This is a genomic window from Gilliamella sp. Pas-s27, from assembly GCF_009795865.1.
GTDB lineage: Bacteria > Pseudomonadota > Gammaproteobacteria > Enterobacterales > Orbaceae > Gilliamella.
The window spans coordinates 62,346-81,288 of record NZ_WTEW01000006.1 but is presented as its reverse complement, the minus strand read 5'-3'; the positions used below and the strand labels follow the sequence as shown (position 1 = coordinate 81,288).

At 35.1% G+C, this 18,943-nt stretch carries 14 protein-coding genes; 7 read left to right on the top strand and 7 right to left on the bottom strand.

The window, feature by feature from the left end; all coding sequences use genetic code 11:
• Positions 1–15: 15 nt before the first annotated feature.
• From GQ589_RS03940 to GQ589_RS03920, 5 genes are all read right to left on the bottom strand, one after another.
• Positions 16–1,974, bottom strand: a complete 1,959-nt coding sequence (locus GQ589_RS03940) for a bifunctional 2',3'-cyclic-nucleotide 2'-phosphodiesterase/3'-nucleotidase (protein WP_160424696.1) — start codon at positions 1,972–1,974, stop codon at positions 16–18.
• Between the two features lie 29 nt (positions 1,975–2,003).
• The gene (gene add, locus GQ589_RS03935) at positions 2,004–3,176 is read right to left on the bottom strand and encodes an adenosine deaminase (RefSeq protein ID WP_160400085.1); all 1,173 of its coding nucleotides are present in this window, start codon (positions 3,174–3,176) and stop codon (positions 2,004–2,006) included.
• A gap of 295 nt (positions 3,177–3,471) precedes the next feature.
• A complete protein-coding gene (locus GQ589_RS03930) occupies positions 3,472–4,743 on the bottom strand; it encodes a nucleoside permease (protein WP_160400084.1) in 1,272 nt (423 codons plus the stop codon).
• Positions 4,744–4,864: 121 nt separating this feature from the next.
• On the bottom strand, positions 4,865–5,581 hold the full coding sequence (gene deoD, locus GQ589_RS03925; RefSeq protein WP_160400083.1) for a purine-nucleoside phosphorylase: 717 nt from the start codon (positions 5,579–5,581) through the stop codon (positions 4,865–4,867).
• A 42-nt stretch (positions 5,582–5,623) separates the two neighbouring features.
• Positions 5,624–6,856, bottom strand: a complete 1,233-nt coding sequence (locus GQ589_RS03920) for a phosphopentomutase (RefSeq protein ID WP_160412118.1) — start codon at positions 6,854–6,856, stop codon at positions 5,624–5,626.
• Between the two features lie 439 nt (positions 6,857–7,295).
• Here GQ589_RS03920 and murB point away from each other — a divergent pair, with 439 nt between their 5' ends.
• Genes murB through birA form a run of 3 tightly spaced genes read left to right on the top strand, consistent with a single transcriptional unit; the run spans position 7,296 to position 10,436 of the window.
• On the top strand, positions 7,296–8,306 hold the full coding sequence (murB, locus tag GQ589_RS03915; protein ID WP_160400081.1) for a UDP-N-acetylmuramate dehydrogenase: 1,011 nt from the start codon (positions 7,296–7,298) through the stop codon (positions 8,304–8,306).
• A gap of 59 nt (positions 8,307–8,365) precedes the next feature.
• Positions 8,366–9,508: an MFS transporter gene (locus tag GQ589_RS03910; protein WP_160400080.1), complete on the top strand. Its 1,143-nt coding sequence runs from the start codon at positions 8,366–8,368 to the stop codon at positions 9,506–9,508.
• A complete protein-coding gene (gene birA / locus GQ589_RS03905) occupies positions 9,483–10,436 on the top strand; it encodes a bifunctional biotin--[acetyl-CoA-carboxylase] ligase/biotin operon repressor BirA (RefSeq protein WP_160400079.1) in 954 nt (317 codons plus the stop codon). Before GQ589_RS03910 ends, birA begins: the two co-directional genes overlap by 26 nt.
• A gap of 52 nt (positions 10,437–10,488) precedes the next feature.
• Here birA and GQ589_RS03900 read toward each other — a convergent pair whose 3' ends face one another.
• Both GQ589_RS03900 and GQ589_RS03895 read right to left on the bottom strand, forming a co-directional pair.
• Entirely contained in the window at positions 10,489–12,831 is a 2,343-nt protein-coding gene (locus tag GQ589_RS03900; RefSeq protein ID WP_160424694.1) for a zinc/cadmium/mercury/lead-transporting ATPase, read from the bottom strand.
• A gap of 262 nt (positions 12,832–13,093) precedes the next feature.
• Positions 13,094–13,999 (bottom strand): substrate-binding domain-containing protein, encoded by a 906-nt coding sequence (locus GQ589_RS03895; protein ID WP_237398341.1) that lies wholly within the window; start codon positions 13,997–13,999, stop codon positions 13,094–13,096.
• Positions 14,000–14,406: 407 nt separating this feature from the next.
• On the opposite strand from GQ589_RS03895, the gene GQ589_RS03890 reads away from it, so the two are divergent.
• The 4 genes from GQ589_RS03890 to dnaB all read left to right on the top strand — a co-directional run bounded on the left by GQ589_RS03890 (position 14,407) and on the right by dnaB (position 18,921).
• The gene (locus GQ589_RS03890; RefSeq protein WP_160424692.1) at positions 14,407–15,417 is read left to right on the top strand and encodes a hypothetical protein; all 1,011 of its coding nucleotides are present in this window, start codon (positions 14,407–14,409) and stop codon (positions 15,415–15,417) included.
• 203 nt (positions 15,418–15,620) lie between these two features.
• Entirely contained in the window at positions 15,621–16,640 is a 1,020-nt protein-coding gene (locus GQ589_RS03885; RefSeq protein WP_160424690.1) for an aspartate-semialdehyde dehydrogenase, read from the top strand.
• Positions 16,627–17,418 (top strand): tRNA pseudouridine(38-40) synthase TruA, encoded by a 792-nt coding sequence (truA, locus tag GQ589_RS03880; protein WP_160424688.1) that lies wholly within the window; start codon positions 16,627–16,629, stop codon positions 17,416–17,418. The genes GQ589_RS03885 and truA overlap by 14 nt, the downstream gene beginning before the upstream one ends.
• 78 nt (positions 17,419–17,496) lie before the next feature.
• Positions 17,497–18,921, top strand: a complete 1,425-nt coding sequence (gene dnaB / locus GQ589_RS03875) for a replicative DNA helicase (protein WP_160424686.1) — start codon at positions 17,497–17,499, stop codon at positions 18,919–18,921.
• The last annotated feature ends 22 nt before the right edge of the window (positions 18,922–18,943 follow it).

Below are 18,943 nucleotides of genomic sequence, written 5' to 3'. Positions count from 1 at the left end.
TCTGTCTTAATCACATTATTTTGTGGGTGTTTGTAGATTGATACGGTAAACACCAAACCCTAAGTTGTTTTGTTCTATAAATTTTATTGGGTAGAGTGAATTATTTTGAATATAGTTTTTTGCATCATCATTAAGGGAGGATTCAAAGCGAATATCCAAATCTTTATTACTAGTAATCGGAGCAATTCGCCAATTATTATCGACAGTAACATCTACTGTGCCATTTTTTTGGGTCATATTGGTGATATAAGCTGAAAGAATCACTCTTAAATCATCTGGTGAATTGAATTTAACATTTTTTTCACCTGTCCCAGGAAATATGCCACTATAAGCGCGATAGTTATTGGTAGCAATTAAAAATGTTTGATTAGGGTTAATCGGTTTTTGTTGATAAGTTAGATTGTTAATTCTTTCTGATGTTGGATTAATTAGCTGACAATTTGCATCATAACGAGGTGGTTTAGTAATATCTATTTGATAATTCACCCCATCAATTGTATCAAAATTATAAGTTCTAAACTGTTCCCAGTTGATCAGGTATTGTGGGTTTGATGTATTAACATCAATTTGATTATATACTCCTGCCGAACATTCAAGCCACTCTTTTACGTCTGCACCAGTAATTTTTAATGTTGATAGTAAATTAGGATAAAGGTAAATATCCGATGCATTTCTAAAGGTTAAATCCCCTTTTTTTACATCAACAAAAGCATTTGGATCATTTTTTCTTCCACCAGCTTTAAACGGTGCAATAGCTGATAAAATAGGTAATCCATCTAGATCAGGATCGCCTTGAATAAATTGTTTAACATAATCGATCTGTGCATCGCTAATAATTTGTAAGGCTGAGCTATCTTCGACCAAAGCTAAATAACTAGTAATATCAGTTGAAACTTTGCCTATTGGTTTGCTAACAAATTCACGCGTACCTTGATGGTCTTGATTTAAAATATTGACGATATTTTGATCGGTATCGACTAATGCTTTTTTATTTTTTATATCATAAATAGGGCGAGCTTCAGATTTTCCTGAAACCACTTGCCAATTTGCTTGTTCACCTTCAAGAACTAAGTCAACTACTCCTAAGTGGCTTCCCCATTGTCCTGGCATGACCGCAGGAACGTGATTAATTTTACCGGTTTTTATATCTGTATTTGGTAGTGATTTGAACTCCTCGCTTGGAAACACTCCATGGGCGTGGCCAAACATAATTGCATTAATACCTTCAACTTGACTTAAGTAATAAACTGAATTTTCAGCTAGTGCTTTATAAGGCTCAGAAGAAACACCTGAATGAGGAATGGCAATAATGATATTAGCGCCTTGTTTTTTCATTTCTGGAACCAAGCGCTTGGCTGTTTCGGTAATGTCTTTAACCACAACTTTACCATCAAGATTAAGTTTGTCCCATTGCATAATTTGTGGTGGCACAAAGCCAATGTAGCCAATCTTAATGGTTTGTTTGTTACCATTTCTATCTACAACGGGGGTATCAATAATAATATATTGCTTAAAGAACGGTTTATTGGTTTTTGCATCATAGACATTTGCATTAATATAAGGGAATTTAGCTCCAGCAAGGCTTTTTTGTAGGAATTCCAAACCAAAATTAAATTCGTGATTACCAATATTACCTACAACATAATTAAGCGTGTTCATTGCTTTATATACAGGATGAATATCACCATCATTAAGGCCTTTATTTACTGTATAATCAGCCATTGGACTACCTTGAATCAGATCGCCATTATCAACAAGAACACTATTTTTTATTTCACTTCGTGCTTGGTGAATCAAATTAGCTGTTTTGGCTAATCCAAAGGTCTCGATAGATTGATCTTTAAAATAGTCGTAGTTCATCATATTACCATGTAGGTCGGTTGTTTCGATAATCCTTAAATCAACCGTTGCTGCACTGGATGTGCCAGAAATGAATAGGGCTAAAAAGGTTAAAGGTAACTTAGTTTTTTTCATACAAATCTCCTATTATTCTGACAACTAAATTAATTAATGGTCATGGCTAGTAATAATTTTTGATATTCTAAAAAGCGTTCGATAATTGCTGGATGATATCTTTTATCATTGATACACTTTTCTAACAATTGCTTATCATCAGATGTAAAACAAGCAAGAATTTTTTTAATTAATTGGGTTTTAATTGAATTTTCAATAAATGCAGCGTGAATACCGCACAGTGTAATATCAAGTAATTCTAATCGCGAAAATGCAAATATAGATTGAGCGATGTTATACTCTTTTTCTATATCGGTACCAAAAATCCCTGCATCATCCGTATTTAATGTAATGCGAACACCTTGGTCATAAAGCTGCCTGATGGGGTGCTGATAAATATCACCATGTAGCTCATTAACTAAAATTCGATTGCTTGTTAAGGCAATTTCGAGGGTGATTTTTTTATTAATCAGTTCACCAATAAGTGTTTTGTCTTCAATAGCACGAATGCCGTGTCCAATTCTATTTGCGCCATGCTTAATGGCTTGAATAATACTTTGAGCTGAATCTATTTCGCCAGCGTGATACGATTTTTTTAGATTAAGCTCGGTAGCCAATTCATGAGCATCCTTAAAGTCATCAAAATGACCTGTTTTTTCATTACCAGCGATATTGAAACCAGTAATAAATGGGTGAGGATTATTTTTAATGAATCGCAAAGTATCGTAAACCACGTTCGCACCAAGATGCCTAACACCGATTACATGATATCGTACGGTAATATCATATTGCTTACGAACGTCAATAATTGCCTTATCCATTTGCTTTAGTGTTTGGTGAAATCGATCTTGATTCCAAACAACATGTCCATCGTGGGATTGCGTTGCACAGATATGAAAAGGGGATATAAACAGCTCGCAATAAATTAACCCTTGTTTAGCATTTCTATTAAGAAAATCGTAAGTAATTAAATAGTAATCCTCTGGATTTTTTAGAAAGCTAGAAACAATATCATATGTTTTGATAAATTCTTCAAACTTAGATTCGTCGTATGAATATCTACCATTTTTATACTCATTGGTATCATATTGATCGGGTTGGTAACATAAAGTTTTAGGGAATGGAATATTATTTTTTTGGGCTAATTTGTGAGCCATTATTGGGGTTATGCTTCCTTCAATGTGCTCATGTAATATGACTTTGGGTATTATTTGGTTGTTCATTTGATATTTAATTTCTTTAAATGAGCTAAATATGCTCTAGTAACAATGGCATAAAAAATTGATCAAAAAGATCAAAATAGTATACGCACATTGTGAATTATAGTTTCAGCTAGTCTACCTTGATAAGCTATCTTTCTGCTATTTATTTTGCATTACTTATTTATTTTTTGTGCGACAAATCATACTTTTTTAACTTTAACAATAAAGTTGGCTTGTTGATAACCAAAAAGGCAACAACCGATATTGTTGCCTTTATATTGGTAGTGTAAAATTCAACCTACCACACAATAATTGATTAATTAATGATTTGAGTGGCTTTTTCGTTAGTATTAATGTTTTCGTTAGAATTTTCGTTTTTAAATATCAACGCAAATACGACGGCTAGAATCAAAGAATAGCTAGCAAAAATAAGCCAAACGCTTTGCCAATCAATAACATCATTATTAGTATAATGATCGACAACAAAACCACTAATTACCGAACCTAAATAAGCACCAATCCCATTAGTCATCATCATAAATAGACCTTGGGCACTATTACGAATACTAGGGGAAACCGTTTTATCAACATACATGGAACCAGAAATATTATAAAAATCAAAGGCACATCCATAAACAATCATGGATAAAAGTAATAGCACAAAACCAAATGGTGATGGGTTACCATAAGCAAACAAGCCAAAACGAGCAACCCAAGCTAGCATACTAATTAACATCACATATTTAATGCCAAGGCGTTTCATAAAGAATGGAACGAATAGAATAAATACCACTTCTGAAATTTGAGAAATTGACAACAATACTGATGGATATTGAACAGCGAAGCTATTTGCATATTCAGGAATATCTTCAAATGAGCGAATAAAAGGATTACCAAAAGTATTAGTGATTTGTAAAATACCGCCAAGTAATATTGCAAATACGAAAAAGATAGCCATTTTTGGTTGTTTAAACAAAACAAACGCATCTAACCCTAAAGAAGTTATAAGTGATTTTTTTTCTGATTTTCCTTGAGAAGTTGAAATGAATGGTAAAGTAAGGGTATATAGGCTAAGTAAAATAGAACTTAATCCTGCAATATACAGTTGCATACTACTTAATTCTAATTTTAAAAAGCTCACTAGCCACATAGCAACGATAAAGCCAATTGTACCAAATATTCTTATGCTTGGAAATTGTGTAATGACATCTAAACCTTGAGATTCCAAGCAAGAGTAAGAGATAGAGTTGGAAATTGCAATGGTTGGCATAAAGGCTAAACAGTGAATTAGCATAATAATGAACATCATAAAAGGTGATGTTATTGAAGCTGCTATAAATAGTGTAGCAGCACCGATCAAATGACAAATCATATATAAGCGGTTAGCAGGTATCCATCTATCTGCTACGACACCGAGTAAACCAGGCATAAATAGCGATGCTATCCCCATGGTTCCATATATAGAACCGACAGCAGTACCGCTAAATTTTAGGGTCTCCATCATATAAGAACCGAGGGTAATAAGCCAACTTCCCCATATAAAAAATTGTAGAAAAAATATAACTCTAAGTTTTTCCGTAGTGTTCATTTTGTTCCCTTATTAAACAAGATATTTATAACCTACTACACATAAATATAAATAAAAAGTCGTATTACTATCAATATTGATAAGTTAAAAAAAAATGGCAGTGATTCTGCCATTTTTAATTTTAGTTTTGATTTAATAAAACAGATTCCAACGCAACAGTAATCATATCTTTAAAGCCTAGCTGGCGCTCTTGTGCTGACATGGCTTCGCCTTTGCGAATATGGTCTGAAACTGTACAAATAGCCAATGCTTTTGCGCCGTATTCTGCGGCAACGCCATAAATGCCAGCAGCTTCCATTTCAACACCTAAAATATTGTATTTTTCCATCACATCAAACATATCAAGTTCAACACTATAAAAAAGGTCGGCAGAAAAGAGATTACCCACTTTAACATTTACACCTAATTTTTTAGCTGCATTAACAGCATTACAAGTTAGCTCAAAATCAGCGATAGCCGCAAAATCATGATCTTTAAAACGTAAACGATTGACTTTTGAATCGGTACAAGCACCCATTCCCACAATGATATCACCCACGTTAACGTTAGGGCTTATAGCGCCACATGAACCAACACGGATAATGTTTTCAACGCCATAAAATTTAATTAGTTCGGTTGCATAAATAGAGCAAGATGGAATGCCCATACCATGCCCCATAACTGAAATTTTTTGTCCTTTGTAATAACCGGTAAAACCTAACATAGATCTTACATTAGTGACTTCTTGTGCATTTTCTAAAAACGTTTCTGCAATAAATTTTGCTCGTAGAGGATCGCCGGGCATTAAAACGGTTTTTGCAAAAGCATTATCAATGGCATTAATATGCGGGGTAGACATTAACTTCTCCTGATATTTGTTACTAAATTGGCATGACTTAAATTATTTCTTTTTTATAAACGATTTACCGTAATCCATTGGCGATAAATCAAAATAGTCAGCAACACTTTGCCCAATATCGGCAAATGTTTCACGATGGCCTAAAGAGCCCACAGGCACACTGTTACCATAAACGATGACAGGAATATGTTCACGAGTATGATCAGTACCAGTCCAAGTGGGATCGCAACCATGATCGGCACTAATAATTAGCAGATCCTCGGGCTGAATTAGTGCTAACATTTCAGGTAGGCGACTATCAAAATATTCTAATGCAGCGGCATAACCACAAACATCACGACGGTGACCATAAGAAGAGTCAAAGTCAACAAAATTGGTAAATACAATAGTATTATCTTTAGCTTGTTTTATTTCTTCAAGTGATGCATCGAAAAGTGCTTCAAGACCCGTTGCTTTAACTTTTTTAGTGATCCCAACTTGAGCATAAATATCGGCAATTTTACCGATTGATACTACTGTGCCGTGTTTTTCATCAACTAACTTTTTAATCACTGTTGGAGCAGGTGGTTCAACGGCAAGGTCATGACGATTACCCGTACGTACAAATTCGCCTGCTTTTTTACCGATAAATGGTCTAGCAATAACACGTCCAATATTGTAATTACCTTTATTTAGCTCATCACGAGCAATTTCGCAAATTTCATAAAGTCTATCTAAGCCAAAAGTTTCTTCATGGCAGGCAATTTGGAATACCGAATCAGCAGACGTGTAAAAAATAGGTTTATTAGAAGCCATATGCTCTTCACCTAGTTCATCAAGGATAATGGTACCAGATGAATGACAATTACCAAGATAACCAGGGAGTTTTGCGCGGGTAACAATTTTATCTAAAAGATCTTGAGGAAAGCTATTTGTAGTATTAGTAAAATACCCCCAGTCAAAAAGTACTGGTACACCTGCAATTTCCCAGTGTCCTGAAGGTGTATCTTTACCAGAAGATATTTCGCTAGCATAACCATATGAGCCAATAATTTTACCTTCAGTTTGCATGCCTTTAGGGTAATTACCCGATGATTCATACGCTGCTTCGATTAAGCCTAATTGACCTAAATTTGGTAATTTTAATGGTCCACTGCGTCCTTGTTCAGCCTTACCTAATGCACAAGCTTCGGCAATATGTCCCAAAGTGTTAGCCCCTTCATCGCCATATTTTTTGGCATCTTCAGCACCACCGATCCCAAAAGAATCTAGGATCATAATAAAAACTCTTTTCATAATATCCTCTAATTGATAGACAACACTTAACTTGAGCACAATAAATATAATCAATTACAGCCAATCAAATATTGACAACTATCTTGGTGCTAACAATAATTCATAAAAAATTGCTCAGCTAGTGGTTATATATGATAACAAAAAACAAAAAAGATTTAAGCATTGCTTTTATCAAATAGTCGAATATTTGTTAAATAATGCAATTAACTTGCGCCAAGTTATACTTTTTATAAAAAAATAACATCGTTTTAGCAAAACGAAGGCAATAACAAATTGATAAAAAATTCAAATGCATTTACAACTAAATAAATCATCAAATAACATTAGCTATGTGATAATATAGAAAGCAAATACAGTAGATTCCAAACCATAAAAATAACAAAGAAAATCGATTTGCATTTGGTATCTACTTCCACAAAAATAAAGGTAGTGATTATTGATGAAACAAAAAATTCCTAATACATTTGGTTTAAGTGTTTTTGCTCAAAAAGTTATTACTGTTACGACTGTCGAACAATTACAACAAGTCTGGCAAGATAACATCCCAAATTTACCCATTATGATTATTGGCGAAGGCAGTAACACTCTATTTACATGTGATTTTGATGGTATTGTTATTGTTAATCGAATCAAAGGTATAACCATTGCCGAAACCGCCCAAGAATGGCATTTAAAAGTCGGCGCAGGTGAAATTTGGCATGATGTCGTATCACAAACAATCGAACAAAATATATCAGGGCTTGAAAACCTTGCTTTAATTCCTGGTTGTGTAGGTTCTGCCCCTATTCAAAATATTGGTGCTTATGGGGTTGAATTTCAAAAAGTAGCCGATTATGTGGAACTGCTTGAATTTGCTACAGGAAACATTATTACTGTCACAGATGGTCAATATGGTTACCGTGAAAGTATCTTTAAAAAAGCGTATTTACAAGGTTATGCCGTTGTCAATGTGGGCATTAAATTACCCAAACAATGGCAGCCTGTTTTAACTTATGGTGAATTACGAAACTTTGATCCACAAACAATCACCGCAAAAATGGTTTTTGATAAAGTGTGTGAAATCCGCCGTAGCAAGTTACCCGATCCTAAAGTACTTGGTAATGGTGGTAGCTTTTTTAAAAATCCTGTGGTCGATAAAATTGTTGCTGATAAGCTACTTGAAATTTACCCAACTATGCCAATATATCCACAAGCTAACGGAAAAACAAAATTAGCCGCAGGTTGGCTTATTGATCAGTGTGGCTTGAAAGGCTATCAAATAGGCGGAGCTGCAGTACATCAACAACAAGCGTTGGTATTAGTCAACAAAAAACAAGCAACTGCGCACGATGTCGTTGAATTGGCTCGTTATATTAAAAAATGTGTGGCACAGAAGTTCTTGGTGAATTTATCACCAGAAATCCGATTTATCGGCAACAAGGGCGAAATTGACGCAGACAGTTATTTATAATTAGCACTAAATTATAATTGCCCGCAAATTATAGCTCATAAATTATATGCGATAACATTATGAAACATTCGTACTCATTTCCTATTCTATTAACGAGTTTACTCTTTGTGACTATCTCGTTGTCGGCACTAAATACACAAGTACCATTATGGTTAGTGCGTAATGAGTTTTCGCTAGGGCAAATTGGGCTTGTAGGATCAAGTTATTTTACAGGTAACTTAATTGGTACTATTTTTGCCAATTGGTTTATTAATAAATTCAATGCGCGTCACACGTATACCTATAGTTGTATTATTTTTGCAATTGCAACAATCGGACTAGGTTTTTCAATGAATTTTTATAGTTGGATAATGTGGCGGTTTTTTATTGGTATTGCTTGTGCTGTAACGTGGGTGGTTATTGAAAGTTGTATATTGCTAACAGGTCCTGTGCGTACGCGTGGAAAAATGCTTGCAGTGTATCTGACCACTTACTATTTAGGCACGGTTTTAGGGCAAGCTTTATTGCAGTATTTTCCACAAGATGTATTGTATTTTGGGTTAGTTATCGCGTTACTGATGGGGCTAGCGATTTTATTTATTTTGCTCACCCATTATAAATTACCTAAAAGGAAAAAAAGCAGCTTTAACATTATGCCAATGATATTGAATAAGCCTTCTCGACTAGGCTTAACTGGTTGTGTGATTGCTGGTATGTTAATTGGATCATTATATTCACTTTTACCTGCTTATTATTCACATTTAGGTTATAGTGATATTCAAGTTGCAAATTGGATGATATTACTGATTTTATCGGGCGTCATTGCACAAATGCCTGCCAATTGGTGTGCAGATAAATTTGGACGGCAACGTGTATTATTAATTGAATCGTTACTGATGTTAATTGCATGTATTATGCTAATATTCAATTGGTTTGATGCATTAGCAATTATCTTATTAGGCGCAACCATTTACACTATTTACCCAATATCTATGGCTTGGGCTTGTTCTTGCGTTAAAAAACAAGATATCGTTGCCATGAATCAAGCTATGTTATTAACCAATACGTTAGGTAGTTTGATTGCGCCAGCGGTGATCGCCTTTATTATGGATAAAATGAATAATGCTTATTTATTTGTCAGCTTTGCTATAATCTCGTTATACTTCATTATGCTGTTAATTAAAAAAAGAGGAACGGATGCGCAACCACAACAACCCACTTAAATTAATTGAAATACTTGCAGATGGCAAATATCATTCGGGGGAAGAATTAGCGGTAATATTTGGCATAACACGTGCAGGCATCAATAAATACATTAAACAACTGCGTGAGTGGGGACTAGAGATAACATCTGTACAAGGTAAAGGTTATTGCTTGTCAGCTCCGCTTGATTTGTTAAGCAAAAACAAAATTGATCTACACTACCAATCCGATAGCCATTGTGAAATCTTACCGATTATCGACTCCACCAACCAATATCTAATGGATCGAATTGGTCAATTAACATCGGGCGATTGTTGTGTTGCTGAATTTCAATCAAAAGCAAGAGGGCGAAGAGGGCGAAAATGGTTTTCACCTTTTGGCACTAATCTATACTTTTCTATGTATTGGAAATTAGAACAAGGTGTGGCTGCGGCAATGGGACTAAGCTTAGTGGTGGGTATTGTGCTTGCTGACACGTTGCGTGCATTATCAGCTCAAGACATTAAAGTTAAATGGCCAAATGACCTTTATCTTAACGACCAAAAGTTAGCAGGTATATTAGTTGAACTTGCGGGTAAGACTGGCGATTGTGCTCATGTTGTGATCGGTATTGGTGTTAATCTAGTCATGACTAATCCTGATACCAACATCGTTAATCAAAAATGGGCTAATTTAGGCAAAGTTGATCGCAATTTGCTAGTTGCTCAAGTAGCCAAAACTTTGAAAAACAAATTAATCGACTTTGAACAACATGGTTTAGAACCATTTATTAACGATTGGCATAGACTCGATAACTTTGTCAATCGACCAGTAAAACTTATTATTGGTGACAAAACCATTCGTGGCACTGCAAAAGGCATTAACGAGCAAGGCGCACTAATGCTAGAACAAAATAGCAAAATTAACGCCTACATCGGAGGTGAAATATCCTTAAGAATTGATGATTAGTCACTTCACAACCTATTGCGCACAGTTTAAATGAAATAGGTTAATCGCTATTTTATTCACCTTTATTTTTAAATTTTAAAACACGAAGAGCATTTGCTGTTACAATCGCGGTTGCGCCAGAGTCAGCTAATACAGCTAGCCACAGTCCAGTGAAGCCTAACAAACTGGTCACTAAAAATACTAATTTAATTCCTAAAGCAATGGTAATATTTTGTTTAATATTACGATATGCAAAGCGCATTAAACGAATTAATTTAGGCAAACTTAACAGGCTATTTTGGGTTAGTGCGGCATCAGCTGTTTCAAGTGCAACATCAGTACCACTACCCATAGCAATACCTACGCTTGCGGCTTTCATAGCAGGAGAATCATTAATTCCATCGCCCACCATAGCAATAGCCGTTGTATTACGGATTTTTTCAATTTCTGCTAATTTATCTGTTGGTAACAGTTGGGATCGATAATCAATGTTGAGCTGCTTTGCAACCTGCTTTGCTGCACGTTCATTATCCCCAGTAAGCATCAAGGTTTTTAAACCTAATTGATGTAATTGATTAATTGCTGTTATTGCATCTGCGCGGAGCACATCTTGTAAAGCGATAATGCCCAATAATTTTTGGTCTGTTACTGCTACAATGACGGTTTTTCCTGCGGTTTCTAGCTGGTTAATTATTTTTATTTGTTCATCGGTTAGTGCCATAGACACAGTCGATATTTTATTGGGTGATACAATATAAAAAATTTGCTGATTTATTTCACCTTGTATTCCAACGCCTGCAATTGTTTTACGATTATTGGCTTCCACAAATGGAATTTGGTTTTGCTTAACATACTCAACAATAGCTTTAGCCAGAGGGTGATGCGAACCACTTTCTATTGCTGCCACAATGGCAAGTAACGCTTCTGTTGAGTTTGCATTTTGATTAATAATATCGGTAATTTGTGGTTTGCCTTCAGTTAACGTACCAGTCTTATCAAACGCAACCAATTTCACTGAACCAATATGCTCTAACGCTGCGCCACCCTTAATTAATATCCCTTGCTTTGCCGCATTAGACAAGGCCGAGGTTATCACCGCAGGGGTTGATATCACTAGTGCACAAGGGCAACCAATTAATAACAATGTCAAACCACGATAAAACCAAGTATACCAATCTGCATTAAATAACACTGGTGGCACAACTATCACCAATAGTGCAAGCAAGGCAATTGCGGGTGTATAATAACGGCTAAACTTATCAATAAAGCGCTCAATAGGTGCTTTGCGCTCTTCGGCGTCTTCAATTAGCTGTAAAATACGATCAACGGCATTTTGTCCAACATCAGATACAACTTTAAGTTCAATGGTATTATCAACCACCAACGACCCGGCCAGAATTTTATCACCTGAAAGGTAATTTACAGGAATCGACTCGCCTGTTAAAGCGCTTTCGTCAATATTGGCTTGCTCGCTTATTAAAATCACATCAGCTGGCAAACGCCCTCCTGACGAAATTTCAATAATATCACCCGGTTTCAAATTATGGCTAGCAATGGTTTTTCGTTCGCCATCAATAATTATTACAGTTTCTTCAGGCATTAGCTTGGCAAGCGACGAGATTCCCTGTCTAGCTTTACTTGTTGCCACACCTTCTAGCATTTCGCCAATCATAAATAAAAATATAACCATGGTCGCTTCTTCGGCTGCACCAATAAATAAAGCGCCAATAGCCGAAATACTCATTAACGACTCGATAGCAAAAGGAGTGCCACTACGAGCTAAAATTAACGCCTCTTTTAGAATTGGAATCAATCCAATAATGGCTGTTACTATAAAAGCATATTCGCCAGCTGTTTTATTAAACAATAAAAGAAGGTAACTCACCACAATCAAGCCACCTAATACCGCTAAAGGAATAAGCGCCTTTTTATCGAAGCCGTGAGAATGCTCATGGTGGTGAGTATGTTCGGGAGTAGATTCAAAAATAGGGGTATAGCCTAATTCGGTGACTTTATCTTCAATCAATTTAATGGTTTTTTCATTTTTTTGCGGAACAAAAACCACTAATTTTTGGGTAGAAAAGATAATTTTAGTTTGGCAAATATTCGGCAACGTTTTTAGTCCGTTTTCAATTTTTTGTGCACAGTGCGCACAATCCATGCCTTTTATTTTCCATATTAATTTAGTTTGTGAGCTTTGCCTGTCTGGATCATCGGGGGAATCGTCACACTGATTTTTTTTTGCTGTTGTATGGCAATCATCTGTATGGCAATCACCACCACAGCTAGGGATTGAGTCTTGATGACAATTTAGATCATGAGATAAATGTGCATGATTATGCGCCATATTTTTACAGTCACAATGACAACTTTCATGATGATGATTATGCTGTATAAATTTGTTATTATATAACATAACATTACCTCGATTTGGGAATGATTTTGATTGTACGCTAAAAAAAGGGAAAAGGAATCATTTTGTTTTAAATACATTAGATTTTTTCAAGAGCGTGAATTCCGAGGTAGTGGTTTTCCATGTTTGTTATCAGTAAGCCTTTCAGATTATTATTCTTGGTACATATATAGATACTAATTTACTTTTTATTTGCAAAAATCGTTCAGGAAAGGTATTGATTTTATTGAAGTTTTTATTTTATCAAAATAAATCATTTCTATAATTAATAAAATATCGATTCTGCCTCTATAATTTTACAGCGCTTAGTAGGCTTTGTCGTACTTTTAATTAGCTCACATAGTAAAGTTGCTGATTTTTGCCCCATTTCAAACAGCGGTTTATTTATTTTACTTAAATTATCTAGCTGATTATATTTAAGTTCTTTGGAAGCGCTAAAATATGATATTGTAAGCGGTTTTGTGAGTTTTGATTGGCTTTCATTGGCTTGGTGAACGGCACCTAAAACCATGTTATCAGGCGATTGGTTGTGGTCTTTATAATTATTTTTATCTAAACAATTTAAGCTAAAATTATCAGTACAAATAATCGCTGAAGGTGATTTAGTGCTGTTTATGAGTTTTTTTACCGCAGATCTGGCATGTTGATAGGTAAAGCAGCCATGAATAATATATTGAGGTTCAATAATAATATTGGCGCGCAATAAAGCTTGTTTATAGCCTTGTAACAAAAGCGTAGAACTAGTTAATTTTTCATTATTGAGCAAAATGGCAATTTTGGTATGTGACTTATCAATCAAATATTTTGTTATTTGGTATCCAATAAGTAAATGATCAAAGTGAACACAAATAAAATCCAGTGAAAAGTGATTAACTAAGACAATGGTTGGTAATGTCGTTTTATAAGTAACTAGCGTTTTTAAGTAAGGTGCATCATTAATAATAATGATGCCATCAAATGCATGTTGAGCAACATAACGAATAATATGATGGATATCAGTTTTATTATGATAAGGAAACTGCAAATAAAATATTTGAAACTGTTCTTCTTTTAAAACTTGCTCTAATCCTGCATTGATTAAGCTTTTTGAATAAAGTTGATTGTCGATAATTAATATTTTGCCACTATTATGTATGGGTTTATAGGGTTTGAAATTTTTTGACGTATCCATATTTAATTCCTCAATTGCTTGATAAACACATAACTGTATTTGAGGTGAGGTTAAATGTGGTTTTTTTAGCACTCTAGAAACCGAAGCGATAGAGGTATTCGCTTTTTGAGCAATTGTTGATAGGGTGATTTTTGTCATAATAATAAATAAAGTTAACTAAAATGACTTATCACTTTACTGATATTGATTTTTTTTGTAAGGGATCAAATTTTATTTTGTCGATCTGTGTTCCAAAATCTTTTTCAAAGATATTGAAATCAGTTTAGACGAAAGTGATTTATCAGAAAGATAAAGATACTAGAATAAAAAACTTGATTATTAAGAAATCAGGTAAAAAGTTGTGTTATTATTAATAAAAAAGATAAAATTGAGTTATTCAGAGATAAGGAAGTAAAAAGGAATCTTATATGATAAAAAAACGTTTACTTAGTACAATTTTATTTGCATTTAGTTATTGTGCTTATGGTCAATTACTTGATATTAATCCTAAATATCGTGGAGATCCTTTTTTTATTAATGTTAATATGCACCAATTGAAGCAAGATTGTGCAAAAAATGAAGATGAATATAATCAACTCAATAAACAGGACAAGTTAAAGTATGATAATCGTTGCCCTTTAAATAATTTGAAATTTGATTTTAAAAAGTTAGATAAATTAATCGATGATGATCCTGTTGTCTATAATGGTAATGACTTTCAATTAAAATTGAGTATTAGCCCAGTTAATCCTAAGAAAAAAAATGAGGAAGACCAGCCTAATTCTGGGCGAGATATTACGTTATCTTTAATTAGCAAAAATCAGGTAATAGATAAACTTCTTTTAGCCAATAACTCTTTTTCTAATAATCCTACTCTTTGGAATGGTTATCAACATTACTATCTTGCCCCAAGTGGGGATATTTACACACTATTGTCGATAAAATCAGAACCCGTTGAGGATGAGTCTGGGACTTTTCCTACATTATGGAAGCATTACAATATTGACGTTAGCAATATGAAATTTGTGCTTAAAGAGATGTTAATTGAAATGCCAGAAGCAACTTATCAAATTATTTATCCTAACCAATTTAGTACTAATCTTCATAAAGGTGCTGTCGAATATGGTTTAACATTAGAAGAGTCAATAGCACTCTTTAATCAATCATCTAAGAATGGAACTTCTGATTATAGCCTTGATTTTAGAGTCTATAATTATTATCAAGATCAGCTAAAAGATAAAATAAAATTGCTTGATAACAAAAAACAACAAAAAGATTCATTTTCAGCATTAAAACAAAGTATGGATAAAACGTGTTTAAGTACACCTGATCCAATTCATGAAAGCGATATCGAACCTTATTTAGATAAGGTGCTTACTTGCTTAATTGAGCAGCATCGACAAGCAATAAAACACGCCGAAGATGAGTTAGGTAATTAGATGTTAATATAATAAGTGAATAAACTATAATTAAAAAAACTTGTATCAAAAAAGCCATCTTGAAGGTGGCTTATCATTTTTCATGATTATACTAACTGTTAGATAATATCTATTCATCCAATGCTATCGTCATTACTTTTTCCGCTATCTTTGACAATATAGTGATATAATTACCGCTAAATTTTTTATTTGGGTTGATAAATATGTCTGCATGGAATATTGCTATTGTTGGGGCGACAGGACAAGTGGGTTCTGCGCTAGTTGAACTACTACAACAACGTGGTTTACAAGATAATAATCTAAAAATTGAAAATCTCTATCTAGTTGGTAGTGATAATAGTGCTGGCGAGATTGTTCGCTTTTCTGGCAAGAATTTAACCGTGATTGATAGTGCACAAATGGACTGGAGCGAGTGCCATTTTGCCTTTTTTGTAGCGGGTGCAAAAACTAGTGAAAAATATGCACAAGTTGCTGCAGAGGCAGGTTGTGTGGTGATTGATGCAAGTGGTTATTTTGCCGAGCAGGATCATATTCCACTTGTAGTCCCTAAAGTTAATAATAGTGTATTAACAGAATACCGTAACGAAAACATCATCGCTGTTGCCAGTGCCACTGTGTGCCAATTATTGCGCTGTGTTGCATCGTTGACTGATATGGCGTTATTAACTAATTTACATGTAACTAGTTTTATTCCAGCATCATTGTATGGTAAGTCTGGCGTTGATGAACTTGCCGGGCAAAGTGCTCGTTTATTAAATGGTATGCCAGTTGATAATCAACTGTTTGATAAACAATTAGCCTTTAACTTATTGCCTATATCTCACGAACAGGATGATGCGATATTAGGTGAAAAATCACAAGTGAACCAAATCCGTAAAGTATTGAGTAATTATGAACTTCCTGTTTCTATTGAGTCAGTGATTGTGCCCGTGTTTTATGGTGTATCACAAGCCATTAATGTATCAAGTAGTTTACCAATTGAATTGGATATGGCTCGTTTTGGCGAATTTGGTGTTGAAGTCCAAGGTGATAACTTGCCAACGCCAGTGACCGAAGTGAGCACCGAATCAGAAAGCCAACTAACCATTAAATTGGCTAATTTACGACACAGTTATGGTCATTATGAACAAATTCAATTTTGGTCAGTAGCGGATAATATCCGTTATTTAGGCGCATTAATGCTAATTGAAACGCTTGAGATCCTCATTAATGACTATATATAAAATTGCCCTTGGTGTTGAATATGATGGCAGTGCTTATTTTGGTTGGCAACGGCAGCAGTCGGTCGATTCTATTCAAGAAAAGCTAGAATCGGCACTATCGATTATTGCCAATTCACCCATAACCGTATTTTGTGCAGGAAGAACAGATGCTGGCGTGCATGCAACAGGGCAAGTTATCCATTTTGAAACTCAAGCCGTGCGATCAGCTAGTGCTTGGACAATGGGCGTGAATTCACATTTACCCGATAATATTGCTGTGCGTTGGTCGCAAAACGTAGATGATAGCTTTCACGCTCGGTTTAGTGCCACAGCTCGACGTTACCGTTATGTGATTTATAATCATCGCTATCGGCCAGCCATTTTAGCCAAAGGGGTATCGCATTATTATTTACCGTTGAATGAGAACTTAATGCACCAAGCAGCGCAGTATCTGTTAGGCGAAAATGATTTTTCATCTTTTCGAGCATCACAGTGTCAATCATTAACACCGTGGCGCAATATTCACCATATTGAAGTTTGGCGGCAGGGTGAATATATTATTGTCGACATTAAAGCTAACGCATTTGTGCACCATATGGTACGCAATATTGTAGGCAGCTTACTTGAGGTTGGTGCGGGTAATCAGCGCCCTGAATGGATCGATGAGCTGTTACAAGCTAAAGATAGAACACAAGCGGCAGCAACGGCAAAACCCGAAGGATTATATTTAGTTCAGGTCGACTATCCTGCTGAATTCCAAATACCAACGCAAGCATTAGGTCCGCTATTTCTAAAATAAATTATAAATTCAGTTGTAAAACGGAACATAGAATAGATAAAACATTTAAAATTGAATCAAATTAAAAAGATAAATGTCATGAATAGTAACGAAAAAAGCGCAAGTAAAGATTCAAGAAACCAAGAAGCGAAAAAATCAAAATTACATAATATCAAGCTTCCACCTCATTCAATCGAAGCTGAACAAGCAGTACTTGGTAGCTTGATGCTCGATAATCAACGTTGGGATGCGGTATCAGAAATGATCACCGAACGGGATTTTTATTCACGTCACCATCAATTGATTTTTTCTGAAATGCATACTTTGGTTAGCAAAGGAACTCCAATTGACTTAATTACTCTTTCTGAATGCCTTGAAAGTAAAGATATTTTGGCCGATGTAGGGGGATTTGCCTATTTGGCGGAGCTGTCTAAAAATACGCCAAGTGCAATTAATGTTGTTGCTTATAGTGATATTATTCGCCAACAAGCAATTTTACGTGAATTAATCAGTGCGTCAAATGATATTGCCGATAACTGTTATACCACTGAAGGGCGTGATAGTACCGAAATTTTAGACTTTGCGGAAAGCAAAATTTTCCAAATAGCTGAAAGCCGAACAAAGCAAGGTGAAGGCCCGAAAAGCATTACCGAAGTGTTAGAGGCAACCGTGGCTAAGATTGAAGAACTCTTTCAACGTCCACATGATGGTGTGACTGGGGTTTCAACCGGTTATGTGGATTTAGATAAAAAAACAGCTGGTTTACAGCGTTCCGATTTAATTATTATCGCTGCAAGACCATCAATGGGTAAAACCACATTCGCAATGAATTTATGTGAAAATGCTGCACTAGAGCAAGAAAAGCCAGTGCTAATATTCAGTTTAGAAATGCCATCAGAACAAATTATGATGCGTATGTTGGCCTCACTTTCACGAGTTGATCAAACCCGAATTCGAACAGGGCAACTACAAGACGATGATTGGGCAAGAATTTCAAGCACTATGGGGTTATTGCTTGAAAAGAAAAACATTTATATTGATGATTCATCGGGTTTGACGCCAATGGAATTACGCTCAAGAGCCAGACGTATTTATCGTGAGCATAAAGGTTTAAGCATGATAATGGTGGATTACTTGCAACTTATGCGTGTGCCAAATATCTCTGAAAACAGAACATTAGAAATTGCTGAAATATCACGCTCATTAAAAGCCTTGGCAAAAGAGTTACAAGTTCCTGTCGTTGCGCTATCACAACTTAACCGTAGCTTAGAGCAACGGGCTGACAAAAGACCTGTTAACTCAGACTTGCGTGAATCAGGATCGATTGAGCAAGATGCCGATGTGATCATGTTTATCTATCGTGACGAAGTTTATAACGAGGCGTCAGAACATAAGGGTATTGCCGAAATTATTTTAGGCAAACAACGAAACGGTCCAATAGGTAAAGTTAGATTAAAATTCCAAGGACAGTTTTCACGCTTTGATAATTATGCTGATGCCAGTAAATATTTAGATGATGAATAACGATAAAAATCGTATACGGCAA

What these genes read in the sequence shown, in the direction of transcription:
- GQ589_RS03940 (WP_160424696.1), bottom strand. Translation starts at nt 1,974, where the DNA reads ATGAAAAAAACTAAGTTACCTTTAACCTTTTTAGCCCTATTCATTTCT.
- add (WP_160400085.1), bottom strand. Translation starts at nt 3,176, where the DNA reads ATGAACAACCAAATAATACCCAAAGTCATATTACATGAGCACATTGAA.
- GQ589_RS03930 (WP_160400084.1), bottom strand. Translation starts at nt 4,743, where the DNA reads ATGAACACTACGGAAAAACTTAGAGTTATATTTTTTCTACAATTTTTT.
- deoD (WP_160400083.1), bottom strand. Translation starts at nt 5,581, where the DNA reads ATGTCTACCCCGCATATTAATGCCATTGATAATGCTTTTGCAAAAACC.
- GQ589_RS03920 (WP_160412118.1), bottom strand. Translation starts at nt 6,856, where the DNA reads ATGAAAAGAGTTTTTATTATGATCCTAGATTCTTTTGGGATCGGTGGT.
- murB (WP_160400081.1), top strand. Translation starts at nt 7,296, where the DNA reads ATGAAACAAAAAATTCCTAATACATTTGGTTTAAGTGTTTTTGCTCAA.
- GQ589_RS03910 (WP_160400080.1), top strand. Translation starts at nt 8,366, where the DNA reads ATGAAACATTCGTACTCATTTCCTATTCTATTAACGAGTTTACTCTTT.
- birA (WP_160400079.1), top strand. Translation starts at nt 9,483, where the DNA reads ATGCGCAACCACAACAACCCACTTAAATTAATTGAAATACTTGCAGAT.
- GQ589_RS03900 (WP_160424694.1), bottom strand. Translation starts at nt 12,831, where the DNA reads ATGTTATATAATAACAAATTTATACAGCATAATCATCATCATGAAAGT.
- GQ589_RS03895 (WP_237398341.1), bottom strand. Translation starts at nt 13,999, where the DNA reads ATGGATACGTCAAAAAATTTCAAACCCTATAAACCCATACATAATAGT.
- GQ589_RS03890 (WP_160424692.1), top strand. Translation starts at nt 14,407, where the DNA reads ATGATAAAAAAACGTTTACTTAGTACAATTTTATTTGCATTTAGTTAT.
- GQ589_RS03885 (WP_160424690.1), top strand. Translation starts at nt 15,621, where the DNA reads ATGTCTGCATGGAATATTGCTATTGTTGGGGCGACAGGACAAGTGGGT.
- truA (WP_160424688.1), top strand. Translation starts at nt 16,627, where the DNA reads ATGACTATATATAAAATTGCCCTTGGTGTTGAATATGATGGCAGTGCT.
- dnaB (WP_160424686.1), top strand. Translation starts at nt 17,497, where the DNA reads ATGAATAGTAACGAAAAAAGCGCAAGTAAAGATTCAAGAAACCAAGAA.